Source organism: Flavobacterium aquidurense (assembly GCF_001404985.1).
Taxonomy (GTDB): Bacteria; Bacteroidota; Bacteroidia; order Flavobacteriales; family Flavobacteriaceae; genus Flavobacterium; species Flavobacterium aquidurense_B.
This window is the reverse complement of sequence record NZ_JRLF01000009.1, coordinates 504,657-520,075: the sequence shown is the minus strand read 5'-3', so window position 1 is coordinate 520,075 and position 15,419 is coordinate 504,657. Positions and strand designations below refer to the sequence as shown.

Sequence of the window (15,419 nt, the reverse complement as noted above, 5' to 3'; positions counted from 1 at the left end):
TAATTTTAGCGCCGTTTTTGTTTGTATATCTTATTGAATTGCAATATAAATAGCCACTTCTGCATTTTCCGGGTTTTGGGTTTTCTCTCCATAAACCTCAAAATCTGCAGTGAAACTTCGATCTAAATCTGAGTTCCAAATTTCAAGCCATTTGTTAAACACAATTCCTTCAGCTAAATTTCCTTTGGCAATCCATTGTTCGTAATCTGCGGATTCAATTGTTATTCCGGTCATGTTTTCAGGCACGAAATCTAAGCTCTCAACCCTGCATCCTAAAATAGTCGTATAAGGTTTGGTATGATCTTTTTCGTAATCCGTATAAATGCAGAATAGATCTTCTGAAACTTTGCCTGGAATTTTATGCTGAATTTCTTTACTCATAAATTTGTTCCAAAGCGCTGGAATATCTTTTGATGAGGTGCCATTTTCATTTGTAGTTCTTACCGAAATACCAATTACATTGAATTTTTGAATTATCATTTTACGTCATTTTTGTTAAGCTGTAAATGTAAAACCATGTAATGACAACAGTATGTCAGCAGAAATGATAAATACTACTTTAAATGGCTGTAAATATAAGCCTCAATAGCTTTCAATTCTTCGTCAGACATTGCCTGAGTTACAGGAAAATTCGTTTTCATAACCGCAAACTGACTTGGATCTACAATTGGTTCAGCATTTCCTTTTAAGAAAGTAGTGATATCTCCTTTTTTGTCTTTGTAGATTTTGGCAATTTCCTGAATACTCGGACCAATCACTTTTTGATCAGCCTGATGGCAGGAAAAACAATTTCCTTGTCCTTCAAAAATTTGTTTTCCCAACGCTTCCGGAGTTTTGGCTTCTGCCGAATGTCCTTCTGAATAGTTTTCTACAGGTTCCTGAACAGTGTTTTCTGTTGTTTCTTTTTTACAAGAAGTCAAAGCTAAAACGGCAGATAAGAATAATAGTTTTTTCATTATAGATTTAATTTTATTTCATCGCATCAAACTTATAGCCATTGTAAAGAAGTTTGGCTACGATTTGTTTTGAAAGAAGATCTTTATCTTCATTGCCATAAAACGAAAGATTAATTTTTTCAGTGTCAGTAAGAGTTCCTCTTAAATTATAATATTTGTTATCCCAGGTAATTATTTCGTCCTTGATATTTTTATTCGTATTAGGATTTTGGTATCCTGTTTTTGTAGCATACCACGCACCCAATACCTTAACTCGGTTTTGGACTCTGCTGTTATTGTCTTTTTCAGAATAAAGGGAGTTTACAGTATAAACCAGACTAGGCGGAAAATTAGGCATAAAAGTTATATTGCTTTTTTTAACTTCTCCTATTAAAACATAATCCATAACAAGCTGGCCATCTTTAAGAACTTCCTGCTTTTGAAGAATATTTCCATTCTCAACTTTAATTCTCAAGGCAACCATTGCATCATTTTCTGTTTTTAACTGGTCAATTGTTTTCTGATTTGCATCATCAAAAACTTTTGTAATGTTAGTAGGTGTTCCGTTAATAAATTCTAAAACCCCTTTTTCATCTAAACCGGATGCACTGATAAATTTGTATTTTTCATTACAAACACTGGCTACAATAGCTCTTTGAAAACTCAAACCCTGATCTGTACCATAATCAACAATCTCATTTGTTTTGTTATTGCTTAAATCAGTAAGAAGAGACCAATAAACCGTTGAACCATCAAGCAGGGTATTAGCTTTTCTTTCGATAGAAAAAATAGGTCTGTTGTCTAATGAAAGAATTTTATACGATAGTTTTTCTTTGTCTAAAATCGCGACTTCAGTTCCGTCGATGCTGATTTTATCTTTTTTAATTTTAATATCCTGACCAATTGCTGTTACAGAAGCGATCATGGCAAGCCCAAGTAATACTTTTTTCATATGTTATATTTTTGGCTAAAGTAGCCTTTTATTGTGTATTACCTGTTTAAAATAATTGCTGCTTCTTTAGCAAAATAAGTAGAAATAATACTTGCTCCCGCACGCTTAATGCAATATAGTTGCTCTATCATAATTTTGTCGTGATCTAACCATCCTTTTTCTGCTGCAGCCTTTACCATAGCGTACTCACCAGATACTTGGTATACGGCAACTGGTACATGAACGGTATCTTTTATCTCACGAACAATGTCTAAATATGCAATTCCTGGTTTTACCATAACAATATCCGCGCCTTCTTCAACATCTAATAATGCCTCACGAATTCCTTCAATTCTATTAGCATAATCCATTTGATAAGTCTTTTTATCTTTAGGGATATTTTGAGAATCTACCGGAGCAGAATCCAGAGCATCACGAAATGGTCCGTAAAATGCCGAAGCATATTTTGCACTGTAACTCATGATTCCCACATTATGATGTCCGTTTTCTTCTAATGCTTTTCTAATCGCTAAAACTCGTCCATCCATCATATCACTTGGCGCAACAAAATCAGCTCCGGCTTCAGCATGACTCAAACTCATTCTGGTTAAAGCATCTACAGTAGCGTCGTTGATTAATTGACCATTTTCAATAATTCCGTCATGGCCGTAAATAGAATAAGGATCTAAAGCTACATCCGGCATAACAATCATTTCAGGAACAGCATCCTTGATGGCACGAATTGTTTGTTGCATCAAACCATCTTTATTCCAGGCTTCTACACCTTTATTATCTTTTAGATTGTCGCTTACTTTTACATAAATATTCACCGCTTTTATTCCTAAATCCCAGGCTTCTTTTACTTCTTTAATAGTATTGTCTAACGAATGACGATATATTCCCGGCATTGACGGAATAGCAACTTTTACGTCTTTTCCTTCGGCAACAAACATAGGAAGCATAAAATCTTGTGGGCTTAAACTTGTTTCACGAACTAAAGAGCGAATAGATTCATTGGTTCTTAAACGGCGGTTTCTTTGTAATGGGAACATATAATTTAGGATTTAGATTTTAGATCTCAGATTTTAATCTGATTTATTCGAAAGCAGATTGGTAATCCTTAATGCTAAAAGTGTAGTTATTTTTATTTTTTTGAAGATTATAATGCTTTTTTAGAAGCACTGCAAAGTTAAAGAAAAATCAACAGAATAAGGAGATTAGAGTATTGGAGAATCCGTTAATATTATCTAAAAATTTGATGTTTTTTAGTTTCTGACGAAAATTTCAAAGCCCGTAAAATGAAACTTGTTTCGTCTGATATTATTGTTTTTAAAAATTTTCCCATTAAATTTGTCTAATGAAGAAATTTCTCGCTTTATGCTGTTGTTTACTGCTAACAAGTTGTTTTGAAATAACAGAAAGAATCAAACATCACGACGATCAAAGTGGCGAGTACACATTAATGGTCGACTTCTCAAAATCATGGTTTAAAACAAAATCTGCAATGTGGCTCGAAGAAGTCGATGGCGTAAAAATTCCAAACGAACAGGAAATCACCAAAAAATTAGAGGACTTTAAAACAAAAGCTTCTAAAATTGACGGAATTACAAACGTAACTACCAAGACTGATTTTGAAAATTATGTTTTCATTATCAAACTCAGTTATGCAAACGTAAAAGCGCTTAATGCCGTTGTAAATACGATAAACAATCAAAGCGATCAGATTCACTTTGCCAGTAGCGCCAAGAATTTCGAAAGAATTGCTTCATATCCAATTCCTGAAAAACTGATAAAAGATCCTAAGAAAAAACAAGATCTGGAAGCAGCCAATATTATTGCCATTTACACATTTGATAAAGATGTTCAGGCGGTGCAAAATCCAAATAGTAAAATTTCCCAAAACAAAAAGACCGTATTTTTAAAACAAAGTATGTACAGTGTACTTAAAAAATCGGCATTAATGAACAATACAATCCAATTAACTCCCTGATTTATGAAGCAGTTTTATACGCTCTTTTTATTATTCGCCCTGCATTTGACTTTTGGCCAAGCCAATCAAAAACAATACGATTATTTCGTTCAATTTAATGGTAACCAGCTTTCTAAAAAAGTAAATCTTGCAGATATACTCAATCATCCGCTTATTGCGAAATACAAAGATGGTCCTGATTTAGCCCAATATGCAGCTCTTTTTCAAATGGATCAAAAAGCATCTATTCACGGGAATTTTACAGATAGTATTCCATATTACCAGGTTACGATTCCTATAAAAAGCAAAGAAGCCGTTAAGGAATTTCTAATAGAGCAACGCACCATTAATAAAAATACAGATTCTGTTGAGGTGCCGGTAATACAGGATCTTGGTAAATATTTGCTTTTTTCTCCAAAGAACCAAAAGAAATCATTTGCATGGAATGATAATTACTTGGTTATTTTAGAATTTACTAAAAAATATAAATCAAACATTCTTTTTCCTGAGACAACGCAAGATTCTATTTCAATCGAAGAACCTTACGAAGAAACGGCAACGGTCGAGACAAACGGAACAACTGAAAACGATGATGCTGAAGAAGTAGAAGAATATGCCGGAATATCGAATGCAGAATATGAAAAAGCGGAAGCCGATTTTAACTTTTTGCAGGCAGAACAACAAAATCTTTTTATCAAATCGTTATTCGAAAATGGTTTTACAGCGCCAAATTCAGATAAGATAAATGCCGCTGCAGATATTTCATCATGGATAAACTACAGTTCAGTAATGTCTACATTAAGTTCTACATATGGTGCTTTGTCACAGTTTACCAGCTACAATAAGTTTTTACCAATGCAAAAAAGCTTTGGAAATTTTGTAAAAGGAATTAACCTTGATTTTTATTTCGATAATGACAATGCACGAATTGATGAGGTCGTAGAATATGCAGAACCAATGGCAGTAATCGTAGAGAAAATGACGAATAGAAAAGTAAATAAAAATATCTTTAATTATTTTCCTGATCAAAAACCATTGGGCTATATGTCATATCATATCAATAGCAAAGCCACATTGGAAAATTTCCCGTCATTAACCGCTGAACTTTTTCAAAATCCTAAACTCCTTAAAGAAGATATAACCATTGTAACCGATTTAATTTCGACAATTATTGATGAAGAAGCTACTGCAACACTTTTTGATGGTGATTTAAGTATGTTTTTATACAACATGAAAGAAGTTGAAGTAACAACCAAATCTTACGGATATGATGAAAATTATGAAGAGAAAGTAACAGAACAGAAGATTAAGAAAAACATTCCGTTATTCTCTGCCGTTTTTACCTCGACACATCCTACATTTGGTGATAAACTTATTCAATTAGGTGTTCGTAAACAATTTCTGGAGCAAAAAGGAGATTATTATCAAATACTGGGAACAGAAGAATACGGAACTATTTTTATCAAAAAAGATAAAGATGTAGTGGTTATAACCAACACGCAGGATTATTTTAATGCTGGAAAAGGATCTTTCTCTAAAGAAGCTAAAAAAGCCTTAAAGAAAAACTACATCTTCGGAAAATTCAACATTGCCGGATTATCAAATGTCTATGCAAATACTGGGGACACGACTAAATCAGATAAAATAAAAAGAGTTGCCGAAGAATTTATAGATGTCACATTCGAATCGCCTAAAAAATTAATTGACAACAAATTGATATTCGAATTTAAATTAAACGCTGCAAAATCAGATAAAAATATCATTTTGCAAACATTAGATTTAGCAGAAGAATTAAGTAAATAGTTTATAAAACTTATAAAAAAAAATCCCCAAGCTATTTTCTTGGGGATTTTTTTTATCATCTTATGTAATAGAAGCTTCGTAAATCCCTTTAATTGTTTTAGCTATTTTAGTATCAAACTCTTCATCAGACTGAGAAGCAGTAAGTCCTTCTGATAAGGCTCTTGAGAAACTGGCGATCAATCCGTGGTTTTGCGAAAGCTTTTCATTGGCTTCATCCTGTCCATATCCACCGGATAATGCTACAACACGCACAACATGCGGATCAGACATTAGGTCTTTATAAAAATCATTCACAGTTGGAATGGACAGTTTTAGCATCACTTTTACATCTTTGTCTAATAAACCAAGTTGTTTTTTGATTTCTGTTTTTAAAATCTCTTCTGATTTTGCTTTATCAGCACTATAAATATCAACTTCAGGCTCGATAATAGGAATAAGTCCTTTTTCGAAGATTTGTAAACCTACCGCAAATTGTTGTTCGACTACTTCACGAATTCCTGTTGCATTTGCTTCTTTAATTACAGAACGCATTTTAGTTCCAAAAACATTTCGTTCTGCGGCACGTGTCAGCAATTCATCTAAATTAGCAATAGGTTTCATCAATTGTACACCATTTGCAAGATCAGCAAGTCCTTTATCAACCTTTAAAAAAGGAACGATGTTTTTTTTCTCCCACAAATAATCGGCAGTCCATTGATTGTCAATTTTACGATCCATTGTGTTTTCAAATAGAATCGCGCCCAGGATATACTCACTCTTAAAAGCAGGGCTTTTAATGATGCGGGTTCTCATTTCATGTACAAGCGTGTACATTTCTTCATCATTCGAGAAGCTGCTTTCCAGGACTCCGTATTGAGCTAAAGCTTTTGGTGTACTTCCGCCACTTTGATCCAGTGCGGCGATAAATCCTTTTCCGGAATGCATACGGTTTAACTGTGCTATGTATCTTTCTCTATTTTTCATATCGTTATATTTTAGATTTTTAGAATGAAGATTTAAAGATAATGAATATCACAGACCTATTTTCTGATTTACCTTGTCATAAACTTCTTTTACTTTTTTGGGAGGATCAAATCTATAACCTGCAGAAAGTTTTAAAGTAGCGATATTATCATTCAGTCGCGGATTGACTTTTTCATCCTGAGCAAAACTTACAGTATTGATACTTGCAAAAGCAAAGAAACGATCCTTATTGTAGGCCAGTTTTAAATTAAAATCGGCTTGATATAGAGCCGATGAATCTCCGTCAATATCATTAATTCCAACGCCTAAAGCAATTCCGGTACCAATTAAAACTCTGTCACTAATTACAAAATTATAGAAATAGGATGGAGCCAAAGTAAATACATAAATATCTCCAGGTGTTGTGTCTGTAATGTTTAAGTCTATATTGGTGTAGTAAAACGAGAAAGTTGGAATAAAACTTCCGGAACTCTTAGTTTGCCATTCGTTTTGGCTTACCAGCGTTTTAAAAGAGAATTTATTATTAAAAACGTAAGCCGTCGATCCGCCAATTTTCGTAGTACGCATATCTGGCAGTTGTGCCGTTATATTATCATCGCTGATATAAAATCCTTTTTGATTGATGAAAGTAAAAGACTGCATCCATTTTTTGTAATAAAAACGGGTATTGAAATTAAAATTTTTGGAATGAGAGTCTCCTTTATTTTGACTTAGAAATTTTGGGGCAAAGCCAACAGAAATATCAATGATTTTATAGTTCAGATTAAAACCAATCTGTTCTCTTCTATTAGGAATAAGATTAACAAATGTTTCTGAATCCAGATTGCCTGAAGCAATCTGAAAACTATTCGAAGTATCTAAATAATAAATGCTGCCAGTAATTTTATCATTATACGATTTAAAATAGGGGTTCTGTAGTGAATCGTTTTGGGCAAAACATCCCAAAATACTATTCAAAGTTAATATACCGATTAATTTAAAATTCATCTGCAAAATCAGTTTTTATAGTGCTCCAACGTAGCAAAATATTTATAGCAATTGAATTGCCTGAATTATTTAAAGCTCCAAAGGAGCGATTATTAAACGTTTTCAAAAAGATATTCATTTCTAAAATCAATATTGAATAATTTTAAAAATGCGATATATTCTTCCCTAAATGTTTTTGTTTTATGATGTTCTTCCTGGTTTTCAATATATTTTATAAGATTGTTCAATTGAGAATGTCCATATGAAAAAGCACCAAAGCCAGTCTGCCATTCAAATTTTCCATTGATCCATTTTTGTTCGTTTATGAATTTGGATGAACTTGATTTAATATCTCTTACTAAATCAGATATTGAGATATCCGGTTTTATTCCAACTAAGATATGAATATGATCTGGCATTCCGTTAATAGAAATTAGTTTTTGTTTGTGATTGGTGATAATTCCTGTAATATATTTATAGATTTCGTCTTTATTATTTTTGGAAATTAAGTTTTGTCTTCCCTTTACCGCAAAACAATTTGAATATATAGTTGAGTGTAAGTGTTTGCCATATTTTAATTAAAATTTATTGATAGGTAAAGCTAAAGAATAAATTCAATTTGTAGGATAAATATTTCTTTTTTTGTTATCGAAAAATTAATTGAATTCTGTTGATAATTATAATATGTCACCCCTCTGGGGCTTTTTGTGAATGGTAATAAATTTTCTATAGATATTTCGCTCCTCTGGAGCTTTATTTGGATGGTAATAAATTTTGCTATAGATATGACACCCCTCTGGGGCTGGCAATAAATTTTTCTATAGATATTTCGCTCCGCTGGAGCTGCATTATTTTGCTATAAATATTTTACTCCTATGGAGTTTTATATCTAGCTAAAGTCTAAACGTAGTTCCCAGAGGGACGAAATATTTATAGCAAAAATCATGGGGACATCATGCAAAGCTCCAGCGGAGCGACATATCTCTAGAAATAAATGGGCGAACAAGATTATAAGCTCCAGCGGAGCGGCATATTTATAAAAACATAAATTCGGATATAAATATTAAACCCAATCAACAGGATTTTCTAACACCTTCACCAATTTTTCTTCTTCACTTCCAGCTTCTGCATGATGATCATAAACCCATTGCACGTGCGGAGGTAAACTCATCAAAATGCTTTCAATTCTTCCGTTGGTTTTTAAACCGAATAATGTTCCTTTATCATGAACAAGGTTAAATTCGACATAACGACCACGACGGATTTCCTGCCATTTTCTGTTTTCCGGAGTATATTCTAAATTTTTTCTTCTTTCTACGATTGGAACATAAGCTTCAAGGAAACTATTACCAACTTCGGTTACGAAATTGTACCAATCGTCCATCGACATTTGTTCATTTGCTTTGCAATAATCAAAGAACAATCCACCAATTCCGCGGGCTTCGTGTCTGTGTGCATTCCAGAAATAAGCGTCGCATTGTTTTTTATATTTAGGATAAAACTCTGGATTATGTTTGTCACAAGCTGTTTTACAGGTTTGGTGAAAGTGCTTGGCATCTTCCTCAAACAAATAATAAGGCGTTAAATCCTGTCCGCCGCCAAACCATTGTTCGATTACTTTTCCGGATTCGTCATACATTTCAAAATATCGCCAATTGGCATGAACCGTTGGAGTCATTGGATTCTTTGGATGTAAAACCAAACTTAATCCACAGGCAAAAAAATCTGCTTCGCCAACGCCAAACATCTTCTGCATCGCTTCAGGTAATTTTCCGTGAACTGCTGAAATGTTGACACCGCCTTTTTCGAAAACATTTCCGTTTTCAATTACGCGGGTTCTTCCTCCGCCACCTTCAGGGCGTTTCCAGAGATCTTCGCGGAATTTTGTAGTTCCGTCAACAGCTTCTAATCCAGCGCAAATCTGGTCTTGTAATTTTTGTATGTATGCGTAAAATTTATCTTTCATGTGCTTTATATTCTGATTTGAGCAATCCAAAGTAAACAGTGTTTTGCAATTCTCCGTCACCATTTCTAAATTCGTCTCGTAAAATTCCTTCTTGTTTAAAATTATGTTTCAACGCAATTCGCTGACTTGCCAAATTAACTTCTGAGGTGCATATAAAAACCTTGTTTAGCATTAATTTGTTGAAACAAAAATCAAGTACATGAGAAACCATTTTTGATGTAATTCGCTTTCCTTGATAATCTTCATCAATAAAATAACCTAATTCGCATTTAGAAATTCGGTAATCTATGGTTTTAACACACAAATAACCAATTAAAGCATTAGTTTTTATATCTCTGGCGTAAAAATGATAACCTTCTTTGTTTTTCTCTTTGTCAAGACTAACTTTTAAAAAATTCTGTGCTTTCTTTAGAGAATCAGAATTGGCCAGCGTAACGGGAAAAGTTTTTCCAATATAACTTTTGTTCTTTTCGATGAGGTTATAAAACTCTTCCGGAAGAATGTTGGCAATTGTTTCTATTTTCCAATCTGTAAAACTCATTTTTGTTTGTTTTTAGCCGAAGCAATTTTAGCATTTATTCCAAATGAAAAAACCTTGCTTTCCTGCTGGATATATTGATAAATTGCTAAAGCTTTATCTTCAAATTTATAGTTGTCTGTTTTTGAAAAATGGATTAAGAAATCAGCAAATTGTTCCAGTTGATTCCAATCGAATTGATTACGGATTAATAATGCAATTAATTCTTCATTATCGTAATCAACCAGAATTTGAATGTTTAAACCGAGTTCCTGAAGTTGATTTTCAATTTCAAGTTTTTCATCGTCATTCAACATTTTAGGAACAAAGTCAAGAGCGTGCAATGTTTTCAGGACATTGTCAATTCTGATGCTTTCGTTGTCTCGTAATCCCTTGTTGAGCATGATTAGTTATTTTTTATTCGATTTAAATTTCTGATTATTGATCGTTTGGCTAAAGACTAATTTACCTTCTTGGGAGGTAAAATTGTTAGTTCTTCCAAAGTTTTTAATTGTCCAATAGATAAAATACAAAACAGGCAAAGAATAATATATAAATCCCATGCATATCGGGACATAAGGTTTATCTATGAATAATCCGCTTGATTTTACAGTATCGAAATAATGGGATTTTTCTAAAAATTCATCTGTTAATCCGAATTTCGGAATTATGCCATTTCCGAAGCATACGGCAAAAATTAAAAAGAAATAAAACATTGCTTTTGCTACAGATTTCCCTATTTGTAAAGCCCGAACTTCCGGCGGGACATCAGAAAAAGCAAAGCGCATTCGGTTTAAAACCGTCAACAAATAAATGTAAAAAATATTGGTATTAATTACAGAATGATTAAAACCATATGCAAACAATCCGTACATGGGGAAAAACACGAAAAGCGACAATTTTTTAGGCATAACCGCCATAAAAACTCCTGAATGTACCATGATAAACTCGAAAGCCATTAAAATAGCCAGGTCATTAATCATACTTACATTGTGTTGTTCCGGATGTAACCAAACCATCAAAAACACCGTCGCATAATATGCCTGAAAAGCATATTCTATAAAAGAAAATGGTGAATTTCTATGAAGGTTTATGTTTGCAAACATTTTAGGACATGGTTTTTTAAGTTTGCAGCCCCACTCGCAGTTTTCAGTTTAAAATTAGACTGAAAACTGCGACTGAAAACTGAATACTATATTTAGTTCCCGTATTCCTTAACCGCGTCAATAAACGCTTTTGCATGATCTACAGGGATATTTGGTAAAATTCCGTGACCTAAATTTACAACATATTTATCTTTTCCGAACTCGTCGATCATTTCATGAACCATTTTTTTGATAGTTGGAATTGGAGAAAGCAATCTTGACGGATCAAAGTTTCCTTGTAAAGTAATGTTTCCACCAGACAAATAACGAGCATTTCTAGCCGAACATGTCCAGTCTACACCCAATGCCGAAGCTCTACTTTTACCCATTTCGCCAAGAGCAAACCAACATCCTTTTCCGAAAACAATAACCGGAGCGTGATCAGCCAAAGCTTCAACGATTTGGTTGATGTATTTCCATGAGAATTCCTGATAATCAACCGGAGAAAGCATTCCTCCCCAAGAATCAAAAATCTGAACAGCATCAACTCCTGCTTTTACTTTTTCTTTTAAGTATAAAATAGTAGTGTCTGTAATTTTTTGTAGTAAAGTATGCGCTGCTGCAGGGTTTGAGAAACAGAATCCTTTTGCAGTATCAAAACTTTTAGAACCTTTTCCTTCAACAGCATAACAAAAGATTGTCCAAGGCGAACCAGCGAAACCAATTAATGGCACTTCGTCGTTCAGCATTTCTTTAGTCAATTTAATGGCATCCATAACATAACCTAAACTTTCCTGAATGTCCGGAACATAAACTCTATGAACATCTGCCAAAGAACGAATTGGGTTTGGTAAAAAAGGACCAAAATTCTCTTTCATTAAAACTTCTATTCCCATTGCTTGCGGAACAACCAAAATATCCGAGAATAAAATTGCTGCATCCGGAGCAATTCTGCGAATAGGCTGAACAGTAATTTCAGCAGCCAATTCAGGAGTCTGACAACGAGTGAAGAAATCATATTTATCACGCAAAGCGATAAATTCCGGTAAATATCTTCCGGCTTGACGCATCATCCATACTGGCGGACGTTGAACAGTTTCTCCTTTTAATGCTTTTAAAAATAGGTCGTTTTTTAACATGTTTTTTATTTTAGGTGCAAAGCCACAAAGGGACAAAGTCACAAAGGTTTTTACTTATATTCGTTAATCACATCTTCAATTACGTCTTCAACTGTAGGCTGATCTGCAATGATGATGTTTTTGGTAATTTTATGTAAAGCTTCTGCGGTGGTTTCTCCAATGCAAAAGCACTTTTCTTTCTTGATTGTATTGTCTTTCAAATAACTTTCAACGCCGGAAGGACTAAAAAATAAAATTCCGTCTACCGTAGTTTTTATTTTCTGAGGAACTAATGACGTATCATAAACCTGAATTTCATTCAATTTGACATCAGCATCTTTCAATGCTTTTGGCAACGTTTCTCTGCGAAGGTTTCCGCTAAAAAAAGTATAGCTTTCGCTGCGGTAAATTAAAGTGATGATTTCGGCTAAATCAGAGGCATAACCTGTATAAGCCACAACATTAAAACCATTTTCAGATAATAGAATTTTGGTTTTTAAGCCCACACAAAACACATTTTTGCTTTTCAGTTTTTCTGAATCAGGATTCGATAAAACGCTATGAACTGCATTCTGACTCGTAAAAATCAGATTTTCGTTGAGGTCTTTTAGTTCGAAAGATTTGTTTTGAGTTTGAATAAAATCAGCATCAATAACTTCAATATTGGCTTTTACCAATGCTTGTTTTTGTTCGCCCGATAGCTTTTTTGTAGATAATATTTGAATTGATTTACTCATTTATTTTTTTAAAGATTCTTTTATAGATGCCATCAGTTCAGTTCCGCCATTGTTTAGAATTTCCTGGGCGGCGAAGAAACCTAGTTTTTTCCACTCTGCTATATCAACCGTTTTGTTTACTTCTAGTTTTTGTTTACCATCAACAGAAAGTAAAACGCCTTGAAAATGCAGCGTATCTTCATCTTCATTATATTTTACCAAAGCCCCGATTGGCGCGGTACAACCGCCTTCCAGCGTTCTTAGAAACTGACGTTCTATATAGGTACAAATTTCAGTTTCGATATGATTCAATTGCGAAAGCGCGTCCAGCGTATAATTGTCATTTTCCATTGCAACAACTAGCATTGCGCCTTGTGCCGGTGCTGGAATCATCCAATCAAGATCAATATAATTTCCCGGTTTCAGATTTATGCGCTCCAAACCTGCAGCAGCAAAAACAGCTCCATCCCAGGTATTGTCTTGTAGTTTCTGCATACGTGTATTTACGTTTCCGCGTAAATCAACAACAGTATGATTAGGATATTTGTTGAACCATTGCGCCTGACGACGTAAACTTCCGGTTGCAATTGTACTTGGATTTGCGAAATCAGGATTGCCTTTATGAACTAAAATGTCTAAAACATTGGCTCTTTCTAAAACTGCTGCCTGAACAATACCTTTTGGTAAAGCGGTTGGAACATCTTTCATCGAATGCACTGCAATATCAATATCTCCATTAATCATGGCAATATCTAAGGTTTTGGTGAAAATACCTGTAATGCCAAGTTCATAAAGAGGTTTGTCAAGAATAATGTCTCCTTGGGATTTTACCGCAACAATTGAAGTTTTATAACCTAAGTCATTCAGTTTTTTCTCGACAGTATGTGCTTGCCAAAGTGCTAATTCGCTATCGCGGGTTCCAATTCTGATTGTTTTTTCTGCCATGTTTTACTTTTTTTCCACCATATAAGTTATGTAAGTAAATTTAAGCAATGCGTAAACAACTATATTAAATGAACTTATATGGTGAAAAGAGTTTATGTTTTTAAGATGCTTTTATTTTAAAGACTTTCTCGATCCACTCGATGCTTTCATCAACCATGGTATCGTCGTCTTTTAAATGATTTGCGAAATGTGTAGTGATTTTCTGGATGATTCTGTTGCTGATGATTTCAGCCTGAGCTTCATTGAAATCAGCAATTTTTCTGCTTTGAAAATCTAATTCTGAAACTTTAATAGCATTCAGTTTTTCTTTTAAAGCATTTATGGTTGGAGCAAATTTTCTTCCTTTTGTCCAGGTAACAAATTCCTCTTTAACCTCTTCAATAATAGCTTCGGCAGCAGGGATATGTAATTTTCTGTTTTCAAGAGTTTCATCCGTCAATTGCGACAAATAATCCATGTGAATCAACGTTACACCTTCTAATTCCTCTACGTTTTCGTGTACGTTTTTCGGAATCGATAAATCAAGAATCAATAAAGGTTTCTTTAGATTTAAAATTGCTTTGTCAACTGTTGGGTTTTGAGCACCTGTAGCGACAACTACAACATCGGCTTTTTGAAGTTCTAAATGAAGTTCAGAATAATCTTTAACAATCAAATTTAGTTTTCCAGCCAGTTTCTCGGCTTTATCTTTCGTTCTGTTTATTAAAGTAATATGTTCGTTTTTGGTATGTTTTACAAGATTCTCGCAAGTATTTCTTCCAATTTTTCCTGTTCCGAAAAGTAAAATATTTTTATTGCCTATGTCTTCTACATTTTTGATAATGTATTGTACCGATGCAAAAGAAACAGATGTTGCGCCTGAACTAATCTCCGTTTCATTCTTGATCTTTTTACTGGCCTGAATTACGGCGTTTACCAATCTTTCTAAGAAAGCATTCGCAAGTCCCATTGATTTTGAATGTGCAAAACTGGTCTTGATTTGAGAAATAATCTCAAAATCACCTAAGATCTGACTGTCTAAACCAGTTCCTACGCGAAACATATGATTAATGGCTTCTTGATTTTTGTAGACAAAACCAACTTTCTGAAAAGCATCAACAGAACCGTTGCTGTTATCACAAATTAGTTTTATTAATTGAAATGGATGTTCTGCAAAACCGTAAATCTCGGTTCTGTTGCAGGTCGAAGTGACAATCAAACTTTCTATTCCTTCTTCTTTAGCCTGTTCCAGCAAACGCGTTTTTGCAATTGCATCCAAACTAAATTTACCTCTTACCTCAGCATCAGCTTTTTTATAACTCAAACCAACTGAGTAAAAATAAAGATGTTTAGGTACGTTATTGTTTTCCATAAATTCACTTTCATAAAAGTGCAACAAAATTATCACTATAGTCTTTATAAAAGTAACGCTGAAAGTACTTTTTGTATCGCTGCGTGTTTTTTTGTTTGTAAAGGTCTGTTTTTATGCAAAAAGAAGTACTTTTGTAGCAAAATCAACTTGTTAG

Annotated in this window: 16 protein-coding genes and 1 pseudogene; 2 read left to right on the top strand and 15 right to left on the bottom strand. The window is 33.8% G+C overall.

Going from position 1 to position 15,419, the window contains the following annotated elements; translation table 11 throughout:
- Positions 1-30: 30 nt before the first annotated feature.
- From RC62_RS08285 to hemB, 4 genes are all read right to left on the bottom strand, one after another.
- Positions 31-480: a GyrI-like domain-containing protein gene (locus tag RC62_RS08285; RefSeq protein ID WP_055094403.1), complete on the bottom strand. Its 450-nt coding sequence runs from the start codon at positions 478-480 to the stop codon at positions 31-33.
- A gap of 74 nt (positions 481-554) precedes the next feature.
- Positions 555-956, bottom strand: coding sequence for a c-type cytochrome (locus RC62_RS08280; RefSeq protein ID WP_055094401.1), 402 nt, complete (start codon positions 954-956; stop codon positions 555-557).
- A gap of 13 nt (positions 957-969) precedes the next feature.
- Positions 970-1,887 carry a hypothetical protein gene (locus tag RC62_RS08275; protein ID WP_055094399.1) on the bottom strand — a complete coding sequence of 306 codons (918 nt, stop codon included), beginning with the start codon at positions 1,885-1,887 and terminating at the stop codon, positions 970-972.
- A 38-nt stretch (positions 1,888-1,925) separates the two neighbouring features.
- On the bottom strand, positions 1,926-2,918 hold the full coding sequence (gene hemB, locus RC62_RS08270; RefSeq protein ID WP_055094398.1) for a porphobilinogen synthase: 993 nt from the start codon (positions 2,916-2,918) through the stop codon (positions 1,926-1,928).
- A gap of 305 nt (positions 2,919-3,223) precedes the next feature.
- On the opposite strand from hemB, the gene RC62_RS08265 reads away from it, so the two are divergent.
- A complete protein-coding gene (locus RC62_RS08265; RefSeq protein ID WP_055094396.1) occupies positions 3,224-3,856 on the top strand; it encodes a hypothetical protein in 633 nt (210 codons plus the stop codon).
- Between the two features lie 3 nt (positions 3,857-3,859).
- Positions 3,860-5,638, top strand: a complete 1,779-nt coding sequence (locus RC62_RS08260) for a hypothetical protein (protein ID WP_055094395.1) — start codon at positions 3,860-3,862, stop codon at positions 5,636-5,638.
- A gap of 60 nt (positions 5,639-5,698) precedes the next feature.
- On the opposite strand, the gene RC62_RS08255 is transcribed toward RC62_RS08260, so the two are convergent.
- From RC62_RS08255 to hemA, 11 genes and pseudogenes are all read right to left on the bottom strand, one after another.
- Entirely contained in the window at positions 5,699-6,601 is a 903-nt protein-coding gene (locus tag RC62_RS08255) for a fructose bisphosphate aldolase (RefSeq protein WP_055094393.1), read from the bottom strand.
- A gap of 48 nt (positions 6,602-6,649) precedes the next feature.
- Positions 6,650-7,588: a DUF4421 family protein gene (locus RC62_RS08250; protein WP_055094391.1), complete on the bottom strand. Its 939-nt coding sequence runs from the start codon at positions 7,586-7,588 to the stop codon at positions 6,650-6,652.
- A gap of 92 nt (positions 7,589-7,680) precedes the next feature.
- A pseudogene (gene tnpA, locus RC62_RS08245) lies at positions 7,681-8,138 on the bottom strand (IS200/IS605 family transposase).
- 492 nt (positions 8,139-8,630) lie between these two features.
- Positions 8,631-9,533, bottom strand: coding sequence for an oxygen-dependent coproporphyrinogen oxidase (gene hemF / locus RC62_RS08240; protein ID WP_055094389.1), 903 nt, complete (start codon positions 9,531-9,533; stop codon positions 8,631-8,633).
- On the bottom strand, positions 9,523-10,074 hold the full coding sequence (locus RC62_RS08235) for a GNAT family N-acetyltransferase (protein WP_055094387.1): 552 nt from the start codon (positions 10,072-10,074) through the stop codon (positions 9,523-9,525). Before RC62_RS08235 ends, hemF begins: the two co-directional genes overlap by 11 nt.
- The gene (locus RC62_RS08230; protein ID WP_055094385.1) at positions 10,071-10,454 is read right to left on the bottom strand and encodes a hypothetical protein; all 384 of its coding nucleotides are present in this window, start codon (positions 10,452-10,454) and stop codon (positions 10,071-10,073) included. The genes RC62_RS08235 and RC62_RS08230 overlap by 4 nt, the downstream gene beginning before the upstream one ends.
- A 6-nt stretch (positions 10,455-10,460) precedes the next feature.
- Positions 10,461-11,156 (bottom strand): hypothetical protein, encoded by a 696-nt coding sequence (locus RC62_RS08225; RefSeq protein WP_055094383.1) that lies wholly within the window; start codon positions 11,154-11,156, stop codon positions 10,461-10,463.
- Positions 11,157-11,248: 92 nt separating this feature from the next.
- Complete coding sequence (gene hemE / locus RC62_RS08220) at positions 11,249-12,274, bottom strand: uroporphyrinogen decarboxylase (protein ID WP_041520396.1); 1,026 nt, start codon at positions 12,272-12,274, stop codon at positions 11,249-11,251.
- 50 nt (positions 12,275-12,324) lie between these two features.
- Positions 12,325-12,990 (bottom strand): uroporphyrinogen-III synthase, encoded by a 666-nt coding sequence (locus RC62_RS08215; RefSeq protein ID WP_055094381.1) that lies wholly within the window; start codon positions 12,988-12,990, stop codon positions 12,325-12,327.
- Entirely contained in the window at positions 12,991-13,914 is a 924-nt protein-coding gene (gene hemC / locus RC62_RS08210) for a hydroxymethylbilane synthase (RefSeq protein ID WP_055094379.1), read from the bottom strand.
- 100 nt (positions 13,915-14,014) lie between these two features.
- Positions 14,015-15,265: a glutamyl-tRNA reductase gene (hemA, locus tag RC62_RS08205; RefSeq protein ID WP_055094377.1), complete on the bottom strand. Its 1,251-nt coding sequence runs from the start codon at positions 15,263-15,265 to the stop codon at positions 14,015-14,017.
- Positions 15,266-15,419: the final 154 nt, after the last annotated feature.

What these genes read in the sequence shown, in the direction of transcription:
- RC62_RS08275 (WP_055094399.1), bottom strand. Translation starts at nt 1,887, where the DNA reads ATGAAAAAAGTATTACTTGGGCTTGCCATGATCGCTTCTGTAACAGCA.
- RC62_RS08285 (WP_055094403.1), bottom strand. Translation starts at nt 480, where the DNA reads ATGATAATTCAAAAATTCAATGTAATTGGTATTTCGGTAAGAACTACA.
- RC62_RS08235 (WP_055094387.1), bottom strand. Translation starts at nt 10,074, where the DNA reads ATGAGTTTTACAGATTGGAAAATAGAAACAATTGCCAACATTCTTCCG.
- hemF (WP_055094389.1), bottom strand. Translation starts at nt 9,533, where the DNA reads ATGAAAGATAAATTTTACGCATACATACAAAAATTACAAGACCAGATT.
- RC62_RS08280 (WP_055094401.1), bottom strand. Translation starts at nt 956, where the DNA reads ATGAAAAAACTATTATTCTTATCTGCCGTTTTAGCTTTGACTTCTTGT.
- RC62_RS08250 (WP_055094391.1), bottom strand. Translation starts at nt 7,588, where the DNA reads ATGAATTTTAAATTAATCGGTATATTAACTTTGAATAGTATTTTGGGA.
- hemA (WP_055094377.1), bottom strand. Translation starts at nt 15,265, where the DNA reads ATGGAAAACAATAACGTACCTAAACATCTTTATTTTTACTCAGTTGGT.
- hemC (WP_055094379.1), bottom strand. Translation starts at nt 13,914, where the DNA reads ATGGCAGAAAAAACAATCAGAATTGGAACCCGCGATAGCGAATTAGCA.
- RC62_RS08260 (WP_055094395.1), top strand. Translation starts at nt 3,860, where the DNA reads ATGAAGCAGTTTTATACGCTCTTTTTATTATTCGCCCTGCATTTGACT.
- RC62_RS08215 (WP_055094381.1), bottom strand. Translation starts at nt 12,990, where the DNA reads ATGAGTAAATCAATTCAAATATTATCTACAAAAAAGCTATCGGGCGAA.
- RC62_RS08230 (WP_055094385.1), bottom strand. Translation starts at nt 10,454, where the DNA reads ATGCTCAACAAGGGATTACGAGACAACGAAAGCATCAGAATTGACAAT.
- RC62_RS08265 (WP_055094396.1), top strand. Translation starts at nt 3,224, where the DNA reads ATGAAGAAATTTCTCGCTTTATGCTGTTGTTTACTGCTAACAAGTTGT.
- RC62_RS08225 (WP_055094383.1), bottom strand. Translation starts at nt 11,156, where the DNA reads ATGTTTGCAAACATAAACCTTCATAGAAATTCACCATTTTCTTTTATA.
- hemE (WP_041520396.1), bottom strand. Translation starts at nt 12,274, where the DNA reads ATGTTAAAAAACGACCTATTTTTAAAAGCATTAAAAGGAGAAACTGTT.
- RC62_RS08255 (WP_055094393.1), bottom strand. Translation starts at nt 6,601, where the DNA reads ATGAAAAATAGAGAAAGATACATAGCACAGTTAAACCGTATGCATTCC.
- hemB (WP_055094398.1), bottom strand. Translation starts at nt 2,918, where the DNA reads ATGTTCCCATTACAAAGAAACCGCCGTTTAAGAACCAATGAATCTATT.